Source organism: Zooshikella ganghwensis (assembly GCF_018263875.1).
In the GTDB taxonomy this organism is placed as follows: Bacteria; Pseudomonadota; Gammaproteobacteria; order Pseudomonadales; family Zooshikellaceae; genus Zooshikella; species Zooshikella ganghwensis.
In genome coordinates this window covers 67328-85580 of the sequence record NZ_JAEVHG010000011.1, presented here as the reverse complement: position 1 = coordinate 85580, position 18253 = coordinate 67328, and the positions used below count along the sequence as shown (strand labels likewise).

Here is an 18253-nt window from a genome sequence, read left to right as displayed (position 1 = left end):
CAGGCGCCAGGAGCGCCGGTCCCATTACAGGCCAGGGAATGACCTTGTGATGGGTGTAGAATAAATAATGCTTAACGGCTAACAGTACTAAAACTAATCACATAATTACTCAGCATTCATTTATTCTTTTATCTGATCTCTCCTGACCTTTTTTCTAGGGTCATACACTGGCATGTTTGCATCACCCAATTTTCCTCCCTGCTCATAATAAGTCATAGCTAATGCATTGGCTTCCTCTAATTCTGGTGAGGGTTTACGCCACTGACTTTCGGGGATAGGTTCAGACCAACGTATAATCTCATCTGATAGTGTGACTTTTGGAATTCTTTTTTCATGCCAATCACTCAACCAATATGCAAAGTATGAATAATGCATCCAGTCCCAAATTTTTTGTTTGTATATTTGCCAACCAACTAAAATACCATTTTCTTTCCAACGGCGGCGACTATCTTTATATTCTTCCAAAGTATCAAGCTTACTCGGTGAAGGGCAAGCATCTGGCCCCTCTTCCATAAATGCACGAATACACTCCCATTGCATAATGCAATTTATTTCAGCTCCACACGCGACTTCATAGCGTCCTCTAAAATTAGTTAAATCTGTAGGGCTGGCCATCGTAATGGTTAATGTGGATAAGGGTATAGCAGTCGTATCTGATAACATCAGTGTAGTGCCAGCCCATGCGTATATTTTTTCCCAAGGAATAATTATAAACTGGCCTTTTTCACCAAACGGTAAAGCGACCTGTCTACGCTGGCGGTTAAAGCGAATAAAACGCTGTTTTTTTAATGAAAAGTAACCTCTTGCTATAATATGAAGATAAAATAAATGCAATCCAAAAAAAACCATTAAAAAGACATTGAGATGAGTTTGATACCCAGATCTAAATTGAGGCATAAATATAAAAAATAATAATTGAACCCCTCCCAATACTACATAAACCAAGCAACAAAGAAGAGCTAAATTTTGCGCCCCTACCCTTACACTTTTATGACCAATATCTAAATAGACATCATTTTTCGCTTTTATAATTCCCTGTCCATCCATACAAGAAATATTCGTAATAATAGGTAATGGGGATAATACCAGAATACGGTTTAACTTATCTTCAAAAGTTTTTCCTGCCACCATTCGCTGTCGACTGATCATGTATTATCCTCTATCATCTCAATATGTTCAGTACGCAAATCAATTAGAGGTAGGAAATGGGCATAAGCCAATCGGTCAGAGGATTCAAGTTGCATCATTGCCCCTACCCGCTGTATGTTCGAACTACTGAATCGTACATATCCTGCCTCACTATTAAGTGGCTTATGCGCTAGATCAGGTATTACTGAAAATACCCACTCTATTTTACCTTCTGAAGTCATTAAATAATCTGGTAGTTCAAACTCAATAATTAGACCTTGTTCTAATAATGTATACTTACTCCCCAAAATTACGTCATTGGTAATATCATGCCAATCAAACTCATTAGCTTTCCATCTGCTTGCTTCCTCTAGTTTTACAGCAACCGCTAATGCAATAGGCGAGGGTTCATTATCTTTTAGGTAAAGTAAACGCACTGGAGAAAATCCCATTATATCGATGACATACTTTACATTAGTTACTATATTTTCCGAACCATATCCTGATGCTTTGATTTGGGTTCTTGATCTTATAGACTGAACTATTATTTGAGGAGCAGAAATAGCTTCTGCTAGTAATTGTTTCGACTCTAATTCAGAGTACTTTCTATTTCCAATTCCCCAAAGTGACTCTTTTACCCACTTAAATATTTTTTTTGGATTATAGTACTCATAAATAAGTGAGCCAATTATAACAATAAGTGATCCCACCAACAGCCATAGATTAACTCTAGCCAAAACTGTGGTTCGATTAGCTAAAGCCCCACCCCAGCTTTCAGTTTGCTTAAACAATACTGTATAAACTATATCACCATATACGTAAGTTTGACGCCCATAACTTACTAAGTTAGTAAAATGACCAATTTGTTTGGTCACTATTGCAGCTTTGGCCCCTGCATTGCCATCTTTTGATGCTTTCTCAAAATTATCAAACTCATAAAGCATATAACTGATTGTAGAAATAAACCCTAAAATTGAACTAAAACCTCCACTCAGTACAGTCACTTTTGCCAGTTTATCTACTAAAAATGGATTTTGGGTATTTTCTAAAGCATCTTGCAAACCCTTACGCCACATGTCAGAAATAAAGGTATTAACTGCAGCTAGTGTACCAAATAATGAACCGTAAAAAAGCTTGTAGTCTTTGGAACTTTGTTCTGTTTTTCTATAAACTTCTTCATTCACTTGTAAAAAATTTACAATATTTGCGATCAAAATACTTATAGCTAAGTTACCTGGCTTTAATAGTTTTTTTGCTGCTTCACCTGTATCTTTAGAATTATATCCTTTCCAAATACCTTGTTTCAGGTTTTTATAATGAACTCTAAGTTCATCTAACTCTGGATGAGTTAGTGATACTGAAATAACACCTTTACCAGAGGAGTTAAGTGGGTCTGTCATATCAGCAATACTTTGTAAGATATTACCTTGATGATGCTTTATATCCTTTATTTTTAAAGATAAATTTTTATACTCACCGATGACTTCTTTACGTAAAGATTGGTTTATTGTAGATTTCCATTGCTGTTTTAGTTCATTTCCAGCTCGAATATGTTTTTTTAAAATAACCTGCATACTGTTAAGTTGTTGAACTAGCTTTTCAAAATGATCTACATCTGCTTGCGAAGCAAGTTTTATCCCCACTCCACTACCATTCATAAGTCCTTCAAAAAATAAACTATGCATTCCCGGACCACACTTTTCCATTAGTCTAACAAATTTATTAGCTACCTCCCTTACCCGTGTTTTATTTACATCACTAAAGCTCTTCAATTCTGATTTAAATTGTTTTTCTAACTCGTAGCGATAAGCAGGCTCCAAAATATTACGTACCTTTTGACCTGATGACGTCATTCGCTTTAAACGTTTTGTAAGCGCAGTATCAACACCTTCCATCTCTAATAGCTTCGATAATTCTTTAGCATCTTCAAATCCTTTTTTATATGATTTTATTCTTTTTATAAGCGTAACAGCTCTACGGACATGTGCGCTAATACTTAACCAATCAGTATCATCTGTTGGCATTGCATCCAGAATATTCTGGATACCACTTTTTGCAATAAAAAAGTCATTCGCAAATTCGACCCCACTTTGTGTATCGCAAATATAATTTACACATCCAAATAATGCTTCTCCGTAGTACTTATGTTGATCTTTATCCTCTGTATCAAAATACCAAGCGGCTTTATAAAACTTTGGAATACATTTAGCTCTATCTTGTACAACAGTTTCTCTTAGCTTGTCATGACGTTGTAACCATTTTCTTTGCTCAGCAAGATAGCTTGTCATTTCTTTCAAGCGTGTCAAAGCTTTTACTCTTGGGGCTAATCCGCCCCACCCTTCCTTCATCGAATCTTTCGCATCAGTATAGTTTTCAAAAGCTGAAACTGCTTCTTCATAATGTACACCAAACGCACCTTTTAATTTTCTCTCTATAGAATCAACTTCTTTTTTTAGTTGATCAATTTTAGACTGTTCTTGCTCTAATTTTCCCTTAGGAAATTGAATATATTCTTTCCCTGAAATACCTTGCTTTGCAGTTTCAACTCGCTTTTGCAATACTCCTCTTTTTTTAAATAACTCATACTGATCTTTTGATAACTGTAATTGATCACCTGTTTGTTTAGCTAACATTGATTTAACTTCATCAAACTTATAGGTGTACAATCCTTCAATAAAGTCTGCGGTGAAAAACTTATTTTGCTCTTCTTTTCGCCAATTTTCCTCCCATTCAGCCAAATAACCTTGATAGTTTGTTAAGTCTTTGAGCACACTTAAAATATCAAACATTAATATAAATGCAGATTGATCAGGAGGGGTTTTGTCAAAAAGACTTAAGTGATGGCCTCCTGGTGAATCAACTTTATTGAGTGACCAATAAAAACCTTTTGTTTCAAACTGAATACGTGAGCTATTTGGGTTCTGTTTGGGTTGCCTCGTATTATTCCGTGATACTTGCCTTGCTAATGGATCACTGAGAATTAAAGGTTTACACTCAGCAATACGTACAGAGCCTTCAGACCAGGGTATTAAATGCTCAGCACCATCACATGCGGAAAAACCACTTAAAAAAACTTTTTGCATAAGTTTATCGCGCATGCCTTGTTCATTGGTGACAATCATTGTCTCCTTTTTCTCAGTCCACTTTATTTCTGAAAAATAAAACCATAACATGCCCTGCTTAGGAAGTTTAATTGGACTTTCTCCGGCAAATGCACCTTTACTGGTAATGATCTTTAACCGCAGCTTATCGGGTTTATCTGAGTGAATATAATAAAAGTAACCTTTACGCGCTAAACGCACCCCAATTGGTTTGATCTCAGTATCAATCCCTGGCTGAAACGCAGGATGATCCTCAATGGCTTCTTCCACTAAGGCATAACGTAATGGATAAATAAAAATATGATCATAGGTATACGGACAAGCTTGGCCACTTTGTTTTGGCGATTGGGTAGAAGCCTGATACGCCGCAGTATTAGGATCTTTAATTTCTTTAGCCATTACTAACCTTGCTGTTTACTGTTTGCTGTGCTTTTATCGAAGCTTCCTTGATACGTTGTGAGGGCGTCAGTGAACTGGACTGTGTTAATAAAGCATATATTTCTGGGTATATGTCAGGTTGTAACACATCGAAACCTAAAAACCCGAGGACATTACAATAAAAAAGTATATCTTGTTCTGTTTCAAAATTTAAAGAAGCTGCCTCATTATATAAACTATCTGCACGCTCCAACTTTTTCTGTTGATTCAATCCAGATAAAAAATCAGGAAAAAACATATCCATATGCTGAACTAACCGCTTTAAGAAAAAATGATACTTTGCATCAGATACCGCACTCCATTGATTTTGACCGAGCGTAAGCAACGCGTCATAATTATTGTCGGTATTTGGTTGAGCATTTTTAAAAGCTAACCATTCTCCCTCCCTATAGCAATAGAGATCACTAATAGGCCCAAGTAAGTAGGTAAGCTGCTTTGGTAAACTAGCTTTAAATAACCAGCCACATAGATTTGTATCATACAACCTGCAAATAGCAACATCATTACACTGATTTAATACCCTGCACCACCACTGACAATGAGTAATCAACGCTTCAAATGAGTACTCACTAAAAAAAATAATACCCGCCTGTAAATCAAGCCCTTCTGCCATAAAACGAGTCCATAAAGGTGAGTACATTTCCACTTTCACCAACTCTGGAGAAACAACCGCAATATCATGCAATTCAGTATTCAAATATAACGTTCTCATTTGAGGAACAGGATCAGCCTCATAGATCCAACGTTTAATATTATCAAAGCGTACTGAATCTAATAATAAATAAGCTGAAGTATCGGGCCATTCAATATTTTCTTCAACTGTAAATACACGGTAATGGTTTTGATTTGAACTTGTCTTCATCTTTTAAGATATCATCAATCATCAGTCTATTTTTAGAATAGGCGATTTCCTGATATCACTGTAGCTCACTATACTAACTGTATGTTCAATGGGTACAGCAATACGGCCAATACCCTAAGTAACAAGATATAAATTAATCATCATTTTATTATTAGGTTAACAAAAAAAACAATTATGGAATACGGTCACACCAGTGTATTTAACTGTGCTATAGATGGTTGCGAAGAAACATTAAGAGTCGTTTCCTTTGAAGTTAATGAAGAAATATCATCACTGTACAACGTATCCATCATTTTTGCTTGTACCAGTGCAGACCTTGAATTAAAACCTTTACTCAATAAGTCTGGTTTTTTATCACTATTTGACGAAAACCAACCACGTTTTTTTCATGGAAAGGTATGTGAGATTAGCTATCTGGATACTGGACGACGATTCTCACGCTACCAGATGAACCTTAGGCCAGAAATATGGATGTTAACTCAGCGTCATAATATGAAGATATTTCAAGAAATGGATAGCCTTGATATCATTTATAACCTTTTACTGAATGCAGGCTTGCAGGATAAAAATCATTTTCGAATAGAGGTAGGCAAACGTCCTCCCAAACGAACTTATTGCACTCAATACCAGGAAACGGATCTTAATTTTATCCAACGATTAATGAGTGAGGATGGCCTTCACTATCACTTTGCGCATGAAAAAGACAAGCACACTTTAGTGATCAGTGATTCAAAGTATATATTTAAACCTGTGCGTTCTCCTGAATTACCACTCATTAATGACCGAGGTATGATCAAACCTGAATATGTCATTCACCGTTTTAACTTAAGAGAAAAGCTAACTATTAATAAGGTTACTTTAAGAGACTATAATTTTACAAAACCCAGTCTTGATTTAGAGCAGCAAAAACAACTTACAACAGAATCACAACGAGAGCTGTATTATCATAGTGGTCTATACCAAACCATACCGACAGGAACACAACAAGCTAATGTCAAACTCCTTCAAGCACAAAGTCAAATAACCTTAGGCCAAGGAGAAAGTAACTGCATTTACCTTTTGCCTGGTGGGCTGTTTACGCTACAAGAGCATTCCAACCCTCAATTTAATCAACAGTATCTTGTCACAAAAACCCGTCATTATGGAAAACAGCCTCAATCTCTAGAAGAAGGCGCGAGTGATGAACCTACTACGTATAACTGTCAGTTTAACTGTACTTGTTATAAAGACCTTGAGTTTAAGACAATCGCCTCGCCTAAAATAATCAAAAAAAATCGTTGCTATGGAATTGAGTCTGCTACTGTAGTCGGTCCAAAAGGAGAAGAAATCTACACCGATCAATATGGTCGTATTAAAGTACAGTTCCACTGGGATCATGATGGTAATTATTCAGAACATGCTTCTTGTTGGGTTCGTGTGGTACAGCCATGGACGGGTACAGGCTGGGGGGCTTTGCAACTACCAAGAATTGGTCAAGAAGTTTTAATCAGCTTTATTAATAGTGATCCTGATCGCCCAATCATTAAAGGGGGTCTTTATAATGGGCTGAATATGCCACCTTATCAATTACCAGAGCATAAAACCAAAACCACCATTAAAACCTGCAGCACTCCCAATGCAGATGGTTTCAATGAATGGCGATATGAAGATAAAAAAGGTCAAGAACAGATTTTTGTTCATGCCGAGCGAAATATTGATATTCATGTAAAAAAGGACAAAACAACACATATTGGTCATCAGCAGCATGAAATAGTTGATCAATCACACCATAGCCATATTCACCAAAAGTATACTCAACATGTACATGGACAACTCAATACCCAGGTGGAACAACAGCAATACGTAACTGTGCATGGCAATCTACATGAAAAATCCAAACAAAAAACATTTACAGACAGTACTCAAGAAATACACTTACAGTCCAGTAGTAAACTCATCATTGATGCCAATATGGAATTAATTGCCAAGGGTAACAACAGCTTTTTTAAGTTGAACCCTGGCGGTGTCACTATGAATGGCCCAAGTATACGTATTAATGCCGGAGGAACACCGGGCGTTGGTACACCAGCACAATCAGTCGCATTAAAGAGTATGTCATGGGATGTTGACGCCCAAGTTGTAAATGTCAGAAAAACAGCCGCAGTGGCTGATATACAGTGTGACTTGTGCAAAAAAACCACTTCAAATAATAAGTCATCTTAAAAGAGACTAAATACACTTTGATCAACACATAATGATTATGCATCAGAGTTTTCTAAGTAGCATTATCAAAACCTTATTTTTTTTGGTTATAATATGCGCCACCATACCAAGTCATTCTTCAAATATTGAAATAACGCTTAATGGCAGAGACATCAAAATCAACAACAAAACTGTTTTTCTCAACACCCCTATAGAAAACTGGTTCAACCTACTAGGCAAACCAGATAGAACCACCAAATTTATCGTACAAGGTTTACCCGACGAGTATTTGAGAGTTGCTTATACCTGGGATAAGCTAGGTTTAGCCATTGAGTCACGACTAAATACCAATAAAGCACATTCTTTGTTAATCATGCTTGATATAAAAAACCATTCTGAAAATATTGGCCCATTTTATAAAGAGCAAATTTCACCTGATGATGTGCCTATAAGCAAAGTTAGTGTTGTAACAGACTTATATTTAGCCTCAGCCAGAAGAAAACATACGTATCAGTTTATTCTTTTCCCAAAAAATGATTTTAGCGGAATTCTTAAAATCGAAGAAAAAAAAATAAGCAAGACAACTCTTGAGAAAAACTTCTTTAACATCCCTAAGAATTACAACAAAAGATCATTCTCAAAAATAAAGCCTCTTAATAGCATTTCTGACTTTCCCAAAATAGCCTCTCTAGGCAGATCAATCGAATATACCATGATGGGCACAGAATTTGGCAACGAAATTTATGTCAAATTTCAGCCATTTTATGATGGCTCAGGAAAACCTCAAGGGCTAAGTTATATTATGATAATTCATGGTAACTTGTATTCTGACCCAAATAAGTACAAAAAACGCTAAAAGTGAAAAACTATAATGACTATGAACGGAATACATAAATCAAAAATACAGTTAACTCTGCAGGTATTACTTTTAATTACTTTAATGCCAATAATCGCTTTTTCAAATGATAACGTGGTCGAAATAGATGGCTGTTATCTCAAGTATAATGGCAAGAAAGTTCACTATGGTACCCATAAAGATGAATGGAATAAAGTGTTTGGACCTCCTGATAAAGAAAGCAAAAATATTAGCTGGTTGATTTGGTCGAAGTTTGGCCTAAATGTGTATTTTTCAACAGAAACCAATAACACTGGCACAGTGAGTATTTATCTTGCACCAATGGCTGCTGAAAGTGCTTCTATAGAAAAAGCCTATGAAGAAGATGAACCCAATCTTAGAAATAAGATTCGATACCGTAGCTGGCTTGCACACACCAAAAGCGCTCGCATTAAAATACGTGGGCAAATATTAGACTGGCAAATTCATCCTTATGAATTTAATGCTCGTTTAAAAAAGCATAATCAGCCTACCCTCTTTTCAGAGGATTTTTTTGGTTATTTTGGTCGATTACCCTGTGACAATGGCAAATCTGCACACTTACATTATTTAATGCCTGATTTAAGCATACTGTACACCATGGAAGACTAACTAGACCACTATGTAATCATTATAGTGATTACAAGAACTTGGCAATCCTTGACCAGTCGAATTACTATGAAGTACACCACACCTGGTTAAGGAGTATGAATGAAAATAACGTCTGGTAGTGCTTGGCAGCGTATCCAACAGCAGGGGTTTGATATACTACAACGCGGTCTGGATCGTCATGTCCGGCTGGCCGTCACAGGCTTAAGCCGCAGTGGTAAAACCGCTTTTATTTCATCTCTAGTAAACCAGCTACTGGAAGGCTGTGATAACCAGCATCTGCCATTTTTTGATGTCGTACGTCAGGATCGCTTTTTAGGTTGTCGCCGTATCAGCCAACCTCACCCTCATATCCCAAGTTTTCGCTATGATCAGGCACTACAAGCCTTATCCTCACAACCAGCTCAGTGGCCAGAGCCTACCCGTGGCTTAAGTGAACTTCGATTAGCCATTCGTTTTCGACCAGAAAAAGGCGTCACCAGCTGGCTAACAGATACTGCTACCCTGTTTTTAGATATTGTTGACTACCCTGGTGAGTGGCTTCTCGACTTACCTATGCTTAACCAGCAGTATTTAGTATGGTCTCGGGAGCAGCTTCAGCTTCTACAAAGTGAACCCCGAGCGTCTAAAGCTGCATCATGGTTACAAAAAGCACAACAGATTAAGCCTGATGATCCAGTCAATGAAGACTTACTGAGAGACTTAGCAGAAGAGTATACTGAGCTACTGCACTACTTTAGAGAAACCCTCGGTTTACATTTATTACAGCCTGGCCGATTTCTATTGCCAGGCGAAATGTCTGGTGCACCGCTATTACACTTTTTTCCACTACCCGCAGCAACTCAGTTAGAAGATAGTATAAGCCCTGTGCCAGGCACCCAACTTGAGCAACTAGTGAAGCGCTTTGATGCGTATCGTGATCATGTAGTAAAAGGCTTTTATAAAGAACACTTTGCTCAGTTTGATCGACAAATTGTACTGGCCGATTGCTTACAACCCCTTAATGCAGGTCCTGCAAGTTTTCGTGATTTAAAGCGCGCTATTGAACTAATACTTGAAAGCTTCAACTATGGTCGAAGTAGTTTATTGAACCGACTATTTGCGCCAAAAATAGATCGACTTTTATTTGCCGCCACTAAAGCAGACCACATCACCCCAGAACAGCATAGCCATTTAGTGGCTTTACTCGGACAACTGGTTCATGGTGCCAAGCAACATGTCCGCTTTGATGGCATACCCTGTGACACCATGGCTCTAGCATCTATTCGGGCAACTACTGCCGGGTATTGTCAACATCAAGGCGAATCTATACCCGCTATCCAAGGCAATAAAGCAGATACCGGAGAAGCAATCACTTTATTCCCTGGTGAAGTACCTACTGTGCTCCCCAACGATGAATATTGGCAAGATAACCATTTTGAATTTGTAAGCTTTGCACCTCAAGCCAAACAACCCGACCACCCTTTAGCGCATATTCGTTTAGATCAGGCATTAGCTTTTTTGTTAGGGGATAAACTGCAATGACAGCCAATAGCAATACACCAGACAATCAAGCTAAACCGCTTAAAACAGCTGTTCGTTTTGATAAAACAATCAACGATTCAACCTCACCCACACCCACTTTAAAATCACAACAAGTGCTGGATAATGGTGTTACGTTAGAAGAAATTCCTGCCACCGAACTTGAACAAACACTGGAGCAACTCACCAAACAAAAAAATGTTCCTCAAAAATCCCGTAGTATTTTGCTACGTTTAGGGCTTATTACGCTAGGGACAGCCTCTCTTGTCGAATTAGGGCAGTTTTTATGGGCTAGCTGGCAGGAGTCACCTATGCTAGCAGGGCTTTTTATTACGGGGATTGGCTGTCTTTCCATCGCGACGTTACGACTCATTTTTCGAGAGCTTGGCTCACTAAAGAGGCTACGCGGTGTGCACCGTTTTCAAGAACATGCAGCCCAATTATTAGCCAGCGAACAGCAGGGGGAGGGTGTCATCTTTTGTGAAAAACTAGCCAAGCGCTGTAATCATGATAAGCATGAGTGCTTTCAAGAGTGGACTGCACAACTGACCAATGTGCACACAGATAAAGAAACACTACAACTATATAACCACACCGTGTTAAGCACCTTTGATCAGCAGGCAAAACGTGCAGTTAACCGTAGTGCTTCTGAATCAGCTTTATTTATTGCTATCAGCCCACTAGCCATTACAGATATGATGATTATGATGTTGCGCAATGTAAAACTTATCAGTGATATTGCAGCAATTTATGGGGTAAGGTTAGGCTATTGGAGTCGTATTAAGTTAGTCAAATCAGTACTCGTCAATGTCTTTTTTGCCGGTGCCAGCGAGCTTGTTGCCGATTTAGGGATGGAATTATTGGGAACAGAGCTTGCGGGCAAACTTTCTGCTCGTATGGCTCAGGGTATAGGTGCTGGTTTAATGACAGCAAGACTGGGCTATCAAACGATGGCACTGTGTCGACCACTAGCCTTTACAGAACAAGAGCGGCCAAAGTTAAAGCACATTCACCAGCAGTTACTGACTGAACTCAAACAAACCCTTTGGCAAACTTCTGCACAGTCACTCAAAAATACCATTAAACAAAAAGACTGTTAGCATTTAGCCTTATCAACGTTATTTGTAATCTCTGCCGCAGCTTGAGGTTGAGGGTGTTGCCAAACTACTGTACTTGCAACATCCTCACTGAGCAGCAGAAACAACAAGAAAAGGGCGTATAGCTACTTATGGTGTGTATTAGCATACACCTGAATAACGCCCCCCAAAACCTGATAACTGCTGCTAACATCAATTTTTATGATTTGGCTTTCGGGATAATACGACAGTAAAAGCTCATCATCATGACTGATAATATACTTGCCAATAGTTAGCTCATTTTTTCCTTCAAACCGCATAGCTATTAACATATTTACCGATGGCTTTAAGCTTGTATCAACAAAAAATATTGAGCCAGGCTTAAACATTGGCTGAATATCCCGATCTAATTGAAATGCCAAGAGTGTTTCTTTAGCCTCAACCAATTTAGTTTCTACAACACCTAAAGACTCACCAAAGGGATCAGATAAAGAGTAAAGCGGTACTGAAGCCTTTTCAGTTAACAGCCCTGTCTGCTGAGCTTGAATATCAATAACTTGCTTGCGTAATCCAAGTAAATCATCCAATGTGACATCAAAGCCATCAGAACGAAAATAGTCAATAATTTTGATGAGCGTCTCTATGGTTGGATTTGTTACACGTTTACTTGGATCAGAATGAATTAACCTGGACACTAATGATCTAGGCACATTTAATTCTTTCGCTAATCGAGAAGCCGTGAACTTGACATTATCCCGTTTCGATTTCTGCTGAATAAGATCACTAATCACCCAGTGAATAGCATCTGTTGTAATGTCACTTCTGGTCACAATTCCACACCGCCTACTTCTTACTAATAACCACTGATTATTGATATATCCTTCTTTACGAACAAAGTGAAACATTTGTTAACAGTTATTTATAAAACTTGTGTAGTATATTAAAAACATGAATTCCTTGTTCACTATGACCACCACAAAGGATACCGAACTTTCTTTGCACTTCTTAATATAAGCTTTTGGGGATTCTCCACTTAACACTCAAGCAAGGGCTTTTTAATCAGTTGGTTCTTAACCTACTGCCCTCAATTTTTACCTGGTGTAACTGTCACTCACCTAAGCATATCAGGCCAACCCCGCCATAAAATCTTCGCTACGAGGATAATTCCTTACAAAAACAAGCCCTAAAAATGATTCATGAAGGGTATAGATGAAATACGTATTAATACTATTAGCGTTAAATACTACCAACGATAAATACTATTAGCTTCAACAAATCCCTATTATACTTATTTTGTTGTATATTATAAAAATATTCAATAATGTTTTTTGCCAGCACAAATCAATATAACCCTAACGAGTCATTTATCGCTGTTCAAACTAACCCTAAGCGCTAAGAAATAAAAGGTATTGCGACAATATCAGATGCCAGAGTAGCCATCGCTACTTTAAGGAAAGATCAAAAGGAAGGGTTCAAGCATTACCTTCTAATTGGCAGAGCTCAATAACGCAGGTAATGCTTGAATGGTTTACGAAACAGGTATCAGGAGCACCGCTGTTACTGAATATAGTGAGTTGGGTCTTCTACACCCGCATCACTAAAGCCTTTTTTGCGTAAATAACAGCTATCACATTCACCACACGCCTCACCTTCATCATTAGCTCGATAGCAAGACACTGTTAAACCATAATCGACGCCTAACTTGTGCCCTAGCTGGATAGTTTCAGCTTTATTAAGATGAATAAGTGGCGTTTCAATACTAATAGGCTTGCCTTCAACACCAACCTTAGTGGCAAGTTCGGCCAGCTTTCGATAAGCCTCAATATACTCAGGCCGGCAGTCTGGATAACCGGAGTAATCAACTGAACTCACCCCAATGAAAATTGCATCCGCTTCCAACACTTCAGCCCAGCCCAAAGCAACCGCAATTAGAATTGTGTTTCTAGCGGGCACATAAGTCACAGGAATCTCACCATCATCGACATAATCTGGGATATCAATCGATTGATCTGTTAGTGCAGAACGCGTTAACTGATTAAGCTGTAGAGGAAGAACTTCATGCCTTGCTGCGTTCATGGCATGTGCAATACGTTTGGCTGCTTCCAGCTCTGAGTTATGCTTCTGACCATAGTCAAAACTCAGCGCATAACACTCATAACCCTGTGATTTTGCATAAGCCAAACATGTAGTGGAATCTAAACCTCCAGAAAGGAGCACAACAGCCTTTTTCATCAGTAATCCTCTAACTTTTTATGACTTGACTTAACCTGCTAGTGGCCCTTGCCTTCACTACAGACTATTTCTCACAGAGTATACCCTTCACGAATGATTTCTAGGTTTTGTTATCTTCATTCCTCGCCCCAGTCACCTATTTGTAAAGGCTCATGGGGTAATACAGACTCATGGGGCTTTGTCACTTGACGGTCGTCCCAAAAACCATTCGTATTGATAAATACTGCTGAAAGCACTAATCAGGTTAATATCAGAAAACTTCTTAAGTAAATGTTATTTTATGTCCAGCCGTCAAGTCTCTGTTACATTTTCATGACTATCGATAAAGAGAGTTTATATTAAGTTGTATTTACCCTTCGCGAATCAATTTTAGGGTTTGTTGCCTTCGCTGTGGGTATAGATCAAAATCTATTCTGTTGCTTTGAATAGTCAGCATCCATACGAAATAAAGAAAAGTCCGTTAAATCATCATACATATCCAGCTGTTCTTGACGCTTTATATACTTTGATAAATTAACAGATACAGGTAAGCCTAATATCTCAATTACAATCTTGATGATGCAAACATTAATTATCAGATCAACAACATCCGAAAAACTATATATACCGTAAAATGCAATCAACACGAAAATAACAGTATCAATCGACGCGGCTACAATAGTCGATAAGACAAAGCGCAAACCTACATAAGCACCATTCATTAATACTTTCATCTTTGCCACAATGTATGAGTTAACAGGCTCACACAGCATATAAGCCACAATTGATCCTAATATAATCCGACTATCTGTATTAATAAGTTTATCAAAACACGCATTGTCTTTTGCAAATGCAGGGCTAGGCAAGCTGACCAGTAAATGACCATAGCCAATAATTAAAATATTAAATAACAAGGCGGACCAAATAGCCCGCCTAGCATGTTTATAACCATAAACTTCAGTAATAATATCTGAAATCAAAAAGCTGAGTGGAAAGATCAACGTACCTGGCGATATCACTACTCCAAATAACTCAACCAATCGCCCATCAAACCAATTTGCTGTCGCAATAATCATTGAGTAGGATAAAATTAAAAACCATAAATATTTTGGCTGAATGATCGCTTTACCACTAACCACTTCTTTCACTTTTGTACTTCCTAACTACTGGTTCATCAAACGTAACAACCAAATTATCCGCGATAGATTTACCAATAGCCAACCCTAATTTTTCTACTTCGCTCTTATTTAACGCCATTACTGTTGTACTACAAAATTTGTCATGATAAATATGTCGCTTAAAAGCTTCATGACTAGTCACTATCAAAGACTCACCATCATAAACAATACTATCCAGCCGAGTTTGTGTAGAATTAAGCTGCAGATATTTACAGCACCATTGATCCAGGGTGGCCATCACTTTTTTAATTTTCATTAACCCCTAGCCTATTTTTTTTATATCACGCTTTGTTCAGAAATTATTAAGGATTAGCCTAGCATCCTCTAGGCCTGCTATACCTACAAAGAAAGATTTGTTTGGTAGCCTATAGGCAACTCTAAAAATATACCCTTCGCTTTGGGTATAGTGATTTTTTTGTTAGAACAAGGAAGCACTGCACGGAGGACCGCAGTGTATAAGTAATACATGAGAATCTGAGTACAGCACTGACACAACCATCACGAAAAAAGTGCATTTTTAGAAGCGCCCTTATGACTGACTGAGCTTAGTCCTTTGTCGCAAATAGCTCAACCACTGACGAGCAGTTTTTTCTGAGTGACTATATTGCCGGGCTTGTTGAAAAAAACGTTCAGCCTTATCAAACTGTTTTTTTTCAATAGCTGTCAGTCCGACAATAATCAAGTGCATTCCTTTTTCTTTATCACTTTTCAAGTGTTTGAATACTGTCGGATGTATTTGCTCAATACGATTCCATTGCTGCATTTCATAATATAACTGCACGAGTGTTTTATATAAATACGGATCTGGAGCCTCAGCTAAATAGCTTTCCAAAACCTGAGCAGCTTTTTTACGTTCACGCGCTTGCAACCAGGCATTGGTCAGTAATTGATAGTCTTCCCGCGAACCTCTAAGCAAACCTTGCTTTAAAAACTTTGACTGAAGCATAGCCGCTTGATAAGGGTTTTTTTGCTGTAAATATAAAGAAACTAACTGCTTTACATCTTTAGCTTGCTGCAAAATACCTTTTTTTATGCCAAGCTCTAAAGTAGCTACAGCCGTGTCTATGTCTTGCAACTGATAGCTTACAAAGCTTAGCTGCCGCCAATAATTTCCTTTTGCTGGATACATAACAATCAGCTTTTGTTGCAGCAGTTTTTGGGCTGCCGCATAACGCTTCGTTTGCATATAGGCAGATAACAATAGTTGATAAACACTTTGCGGAGGCTTTTGATAGAGTGTTACTGCACGTTTAACCGGCTGAATCACCGCAGAATAGTTTCCTAGCTGATGATACGCATAACCCAGCGTCATCAACCCTGTTGCTACGTTATCAGACTTTTTTTGTTTTACCCGCTTTGACCAAGGTTGCAACCATTTTACAGCCTCTTTTGCCTGCCCCTGCTGGACCAAAAGCTGCCCTAATGTCACTGTTAAGTCATCCAGTGTGTTGTTAGACAGTTTTTTTGCTGACAACACTTTGCGCAATCGGACAATCGCTAAATCAGGTTTACCTCGCTGTAAAGCATTATGCACCCCTAACTGGGATACCAGAGAATAACCATAACTATGGGATTCAAGCTGTTTTTCAAGCTCAATAATTTTTTTAGCCGCAACCTGCCATTGTTGTTTATGCTGTAACTGTTGAATTGTTTCTATTTGCCGATACAAAGCCGGAGACAAAGACGGCCCTTGCGCATAGGTGATTTCAGCTGAAAAATAACCAGTTAAACTTAAGAGTACGACAGCTAGTGTTTTTTTCATCGCCTACCCCTAAAGCTTAAATTCAATCACTTGGATCAGGTTATAGCGCATAGCCGCTTTGCCATTTTCCTGTTTGGGCTTAAAACGCCAATGCTGCAAAGCTTGTAATGCAGCGCGGTCGAACATGCCTTGCGGTTTAGCTTCCACCACTTGTAAGTTTGTGGTTCGCCCCTGAGCCGTTACATCAAAGCGAATTTTTACCCAGCCCTCCTGACGTCGCTGCATGGCTCGTCTTGGGTATTGTGCCAGCACTTTATGAAGCACCATAACTTCCTGCCCAATGGATAAGTCACCGACTGAAACCGAAGGACTGGCGATACGATTAGTGGCCGTAAGATTCGTAGCTGTCGGTGAACTGGTTGGTTGAGCTTGCTGCCTGGGCTCTACTTGCTGTTTAGGCTCTAGTTGGGCAACCCTAGCCTGAATACCTGCCAGTACATCGCCTGATACCGCTGGTGTAATGTCAGGCAAATCCATCTTCGGCATTTCGACCTTTGGACTAGAAATTGCCGTGGTAGCCTCTAGTGAAGGCTCAACTATTGGTTTTGGCAGTTCTGGGGGCGGCTCAACAGCCGGTGGTGGTGACGTTTCTGGTTGAGGGTCGGATAATTCTGCAACAGGAGAGTCAACCATCATGCGTAAAAAAGACACGCTGGAAGATACTGCCATTGTCTTAGGTTCAGGCGCTTTTGTTAGATGGCTCATCAATAAAAACAGAGCCAATGACACCCCTATTGCACCACTGAAAGCAATCCCTGATCGCAACCATGACGTAGCAGGCATTGCCAGGACAACCCCTTGATTGGCGCTTTCACCATTAAAACCATCACTATTCAGACTATCACCACTATCGTTATCCTGATAACGTGCCTGAGATGTCGTGTAGCTTTGTATCATGGTTGTACCGTAGCAACTGCAATTTGCGAAATACCGGCAAGTTTAATCTGGTCCATTACGTTGATCAGTATACCTGTTCGTGCATCACGATCTGCTTGAATGACTGCACTCACCTCTGGTATTTCTGCTTTCAATCGCTCAATATGCGCACGCACTCGCCTAATATCAACCTGTCGTTTATCAATCCAGATGTCTCCACTGGGCTTTATAGCCACCAAAATAGCACCTGCAGGTTGAGCTTGAGCGGTTTGCGCTTCTGGACGACTGACGGTTACACCCGATTCACGCACGAATGAGCTAGTCACAATAAAAAAAATCAGCATGATAAACACCACATCTAGCATGGGTGTCAAATCAATCCCCGACTCATCGGCGTCACTGCTTACATGCCTATTTACTCTCATAACTTATACTG

The 18253-nt window shown here is 38.9% G+C and carries 15 protein-coding genes; 5 read left to right on the top strand and 10 right to left on the bottom strand.

Annotated elements, in window-relative coordinates:
- Positions 1-120 precede the first annotated feature (120 nt).
- The 3 genes from KHS79_RS15675 to KHS79_RS15665 are packed head-to-tail and all read right to left on the bottom strand — an operon-like array spanning position 121 to position 5529.
- Entirely contained in the window at positions 121-1149 is a 1029-nt protein-coding gene (locus tag KHS79_RS15675) for a hypothetical protein (protein ID WP_094786200.1), read from the bottom strand.
- Complete coding sequence (locus KHS79_RS15670) at positions 1146-4628, bottom strand: toxin VasX (RefSeq protein WP_212720186.1); 3483 nt, start codon at positions 4626-4628, stop codon at positions 1146-1148. Before KHS79_RS15670 ends, KHS79_RS15675 begins: the two co-directional genes overlap by 4 nt.
- The gene (locus KHS79_RS15665; RefSeq protein WP_212720185.1) at positions 4621-5529 is read right to left on the bottom strand and encodes a DUF4123 domain-containing protein; all 909 of its coding nucleotides are present in this window, start codon (positions 5527-5529) and stop codon (positions 4621-4623) included. The genes KHS79_RS15670 and KHS79_RS15665 overlap by 8 nt, the downstream gene beginning before the upstream one ends.
- A 174-nt stretch (positions 5530-5703) precedes the next feature.
- On the opposite strand from KHS79_RS15665, the gene tssI reads away from it, so the two are divergent.
- The 5 genes from tssI (at position 5704) to KHS79_RS15640 (ending at position 11814) form a co-directional block, all read left to right on the top strand.
- Positions 5704-7731, top strand: a complete 2028-nt coding sequence (gene tssI, locus KHS79_RS15660; RefSeq protein WP_212720184.1) for a type VI secretion system tip protein TssI/VgrG — start codon at positions 5704-5706, stop codon at positions 7729-7731.
- A 31-nt stretch (positions 7732-7762) separates the two neighbouring features.
- A complete protein-coding gene (locus tag KHS79_RS15655; RefSeq protein WP_212720183.1) occupies positions 7763-8566 on the top strand; it encodes a DUF7738 domain-containing protein in 804 nt (267 codons plus the stop codon).
- A gap of 15 nt (positions 8567-8581) precedes the next feature.
- Entirely contained in the window at positions 8582-9196 is a 615-nt protein-coding gene (locus tag KHS79_RS15650; protein ID WP_212720181.1) for a DUF7738 domain-containing protein, read from the top strand.
- Between the two features lie 99 nt (positions 9197-9295).
- On the top strand, positions 9296-10717 hold the full coding sequence (locus KHS79_RS15645; protein ID WP_212720179.1) for a YcjX family GTP-binding protein: 1422 nt from the start codon (positions 9296-9298) through the stop codon (positions 10715-10717).
- Positions 10714-11814 carry a YcjF family protein gene (locus KHS79_RS15640; protein ID WP_212720177.1) on the top strand — a complete coding sequence of 367 codons (1101 nt, stop codon included), beginning with the start codon at positions 10714-10716 and terminating at the stop codon, positions 11812-11814. The genes KHS79_RS15645 and KHS79_RS15640 overlap by 4 nt, the downstream gene beginning before the upstream one ends.
- 122 nt (positions 11815-11936) lie before the next feature.
- Here KHS79_RS15640 and KHS79_RS15635 read toward each other — a convergent pair whose 3' ends face one another.
- The 7 genes from KHS79_RS15635 to KHS79_RS15605 all read right to left on the bottom strand — a co-directional run bounded on the left by KHS79_RS15635 (position 11937) and on the right by KHS79_RS15605 (position 18242).
- Positions 11937-12620 (bottom strand): helix-turn-helix domain-containing protein, encoded by a 684-nt coding sequence (locus KHS79_RS15635; protein WP_165773275.1) that lies wholly within the window; start codon positions 12618-12620, stop codon positions 11937-11939.
- A gap of 727 nt (positions 12621-13347) precedes the next feature.
- Entirely contained in the window at positions 13348-14022 is a 675-nt protein-coding gene (queC, locus tag KHS79_RS15630; protein ID WP_094786193.1) for a 7-cyano-7-deazaguanine synthase QueC, read from the bottom strand.
- Positions 14023-14423: 401 nt separating this feature from the next.
- Positions 14424-15149, bottom strand: a complete 726-nt coding sequence (locus KHS79_RS15625; protein WP_038291233.1) for a queuosine precursor transporter — start codon at positions 15147-15149, stop codon at positions 14424-14426.
- Positions 15133-15435 carry a hypothetical protein gene (locus KHS79_RS15620; RefSeq protein WP_027708388.1) on the bottom strand — a complete coding sequence of 101 codons (303 nt, stop codon included), beginning with the start codon at positions 15433-15435 and terminating at the stop codon, positions 15133-15135. The genes KHS79_RS15625 and KHS79_RS15620 overlap by 17 nt, the downstream gene beginning before the upstream one ends.
- Before the next feature lie 273 nt (positions 15436-15708).
- Positions 15709-16941 (bottom strand): tetratricopeptide repeat protein, encoded by a 1233-nt coding sequence (locus tag KHS79_RS15615; protein ID WP_212720176.1) that lies wholly within the window; start codon positions 16939-16941, stop codon positions 15709-15711.
- A gap of 9 nt (positions 16942-16950) precedes the next feature.
- A complete protein-coding gene (locus tag KHS79_RS15610; RefSeq protein ID WP_212720175.1) occupies positions 16951-17838 on the bottom strand; it encodes a TonB family protein in 888 nt (295 codons plus the stop codon).
- On the bottom strand, positions 17835-18242 hold the full coding sequence (locus KHS79_RS15605; protein WP_094786190.1) for an ExbD/TolR family protein: 408 nt from the start codon (positions 18240-18242) through the stop codon (positions 17835-17837). Before KHS79_RS15605 ends, KHS79_RS15610 begins: the two co-directional genes overlap by 4 nt.
- Positions 18243-18253: the final 11 nt, after the last annotated feature.

Coding starts and splice junctions, on each gene's coding strand:
- KHS79_RS15675 (WP_094786200.1), bottom strand. CDS start 1,149: ATGATCAGTCGACAGCGAATGGTGGCAGGAAAAACTTTTGAAGATAAG.
- KHS79_RS15670 (WP_212720186.1), bottom strand. CDS start 4,628: ATGGCTAAAGAAATTAAAGATCCTAATACTGCGGCGTATCAGGCTTCT.
- KHS79_RS15665 (WP_212720185.1), bottom strand. CDS start 5,529: ATGAAGACAAGTTCAAATCAAAACCATTACCGTGTATTTACAGTTGAA.
- tssI (WP_212720184.1), top strand. CDS start 5,704: ATGGAATACGGTCACACCAGTGTATTTAACTGTGCTATAGATGGTTGC.
- KHS79_RS15655 (WP_212720183.1), top strand. CDS start 7,763: ATGATTATGCATCAGAGTTTTCTAAGTAGCATTATCAAAACCTTATTT.
- KHS79_RS15650 (WP_212720181.1), top strand. CDS start 8,582: ATGACTATGAACGGAATACATAAATCAAAAATACAGTTAACTCTGCAG.
- KHS79_RS15645 (WP_212720179.1), top strand. CDS start 9,296: ATGAAAATAACGTCTGGTAGTGCTTGGCAGCGTATCCAACAGCAGGGG.
- KHS79_RS15640 (WP_212720177.1), top strand. CDS start 10,714: ATGACAGCCAATAGCAATACACCAGACAATCAAGCTAAACCGCTTAAA.
- queC (WP_094786193.1), bottom strand. CDS start 14,022: ATGAAAAAGGCTGTTGTGCTCCTTTCTGGAGGTTTAGATTCCACTACA.
- KHS79_RS15620 (WP_027708388.1), bottom strand. CDS start 15,435: ATGAAAATTAAAAAAGTGATGGCCACCCTGGATCAATGGTGCTGTAAA.
- KHS79_RS15615 (WP_212720176.1), bottom strand. CDS start 16,941: ATGAAAAAAACACTAGCTGTCGTACTCTTAAGTTTAACTGGTTATTTT.
- KHS79_RS15610 (WP_212720175.1), bottom strand. CDS start 17,838: ATGATACAAAGCTACACGACATCTCAGGCACGTTATCAGGATAACGAT.
- KHS79_RS15605 (WP_094786190.1), bottom strand. CDS start 18,242: ATGAGAGTAAATAGGCATGTAAGCAGTGACGCCGATGAGTCGGGGATT.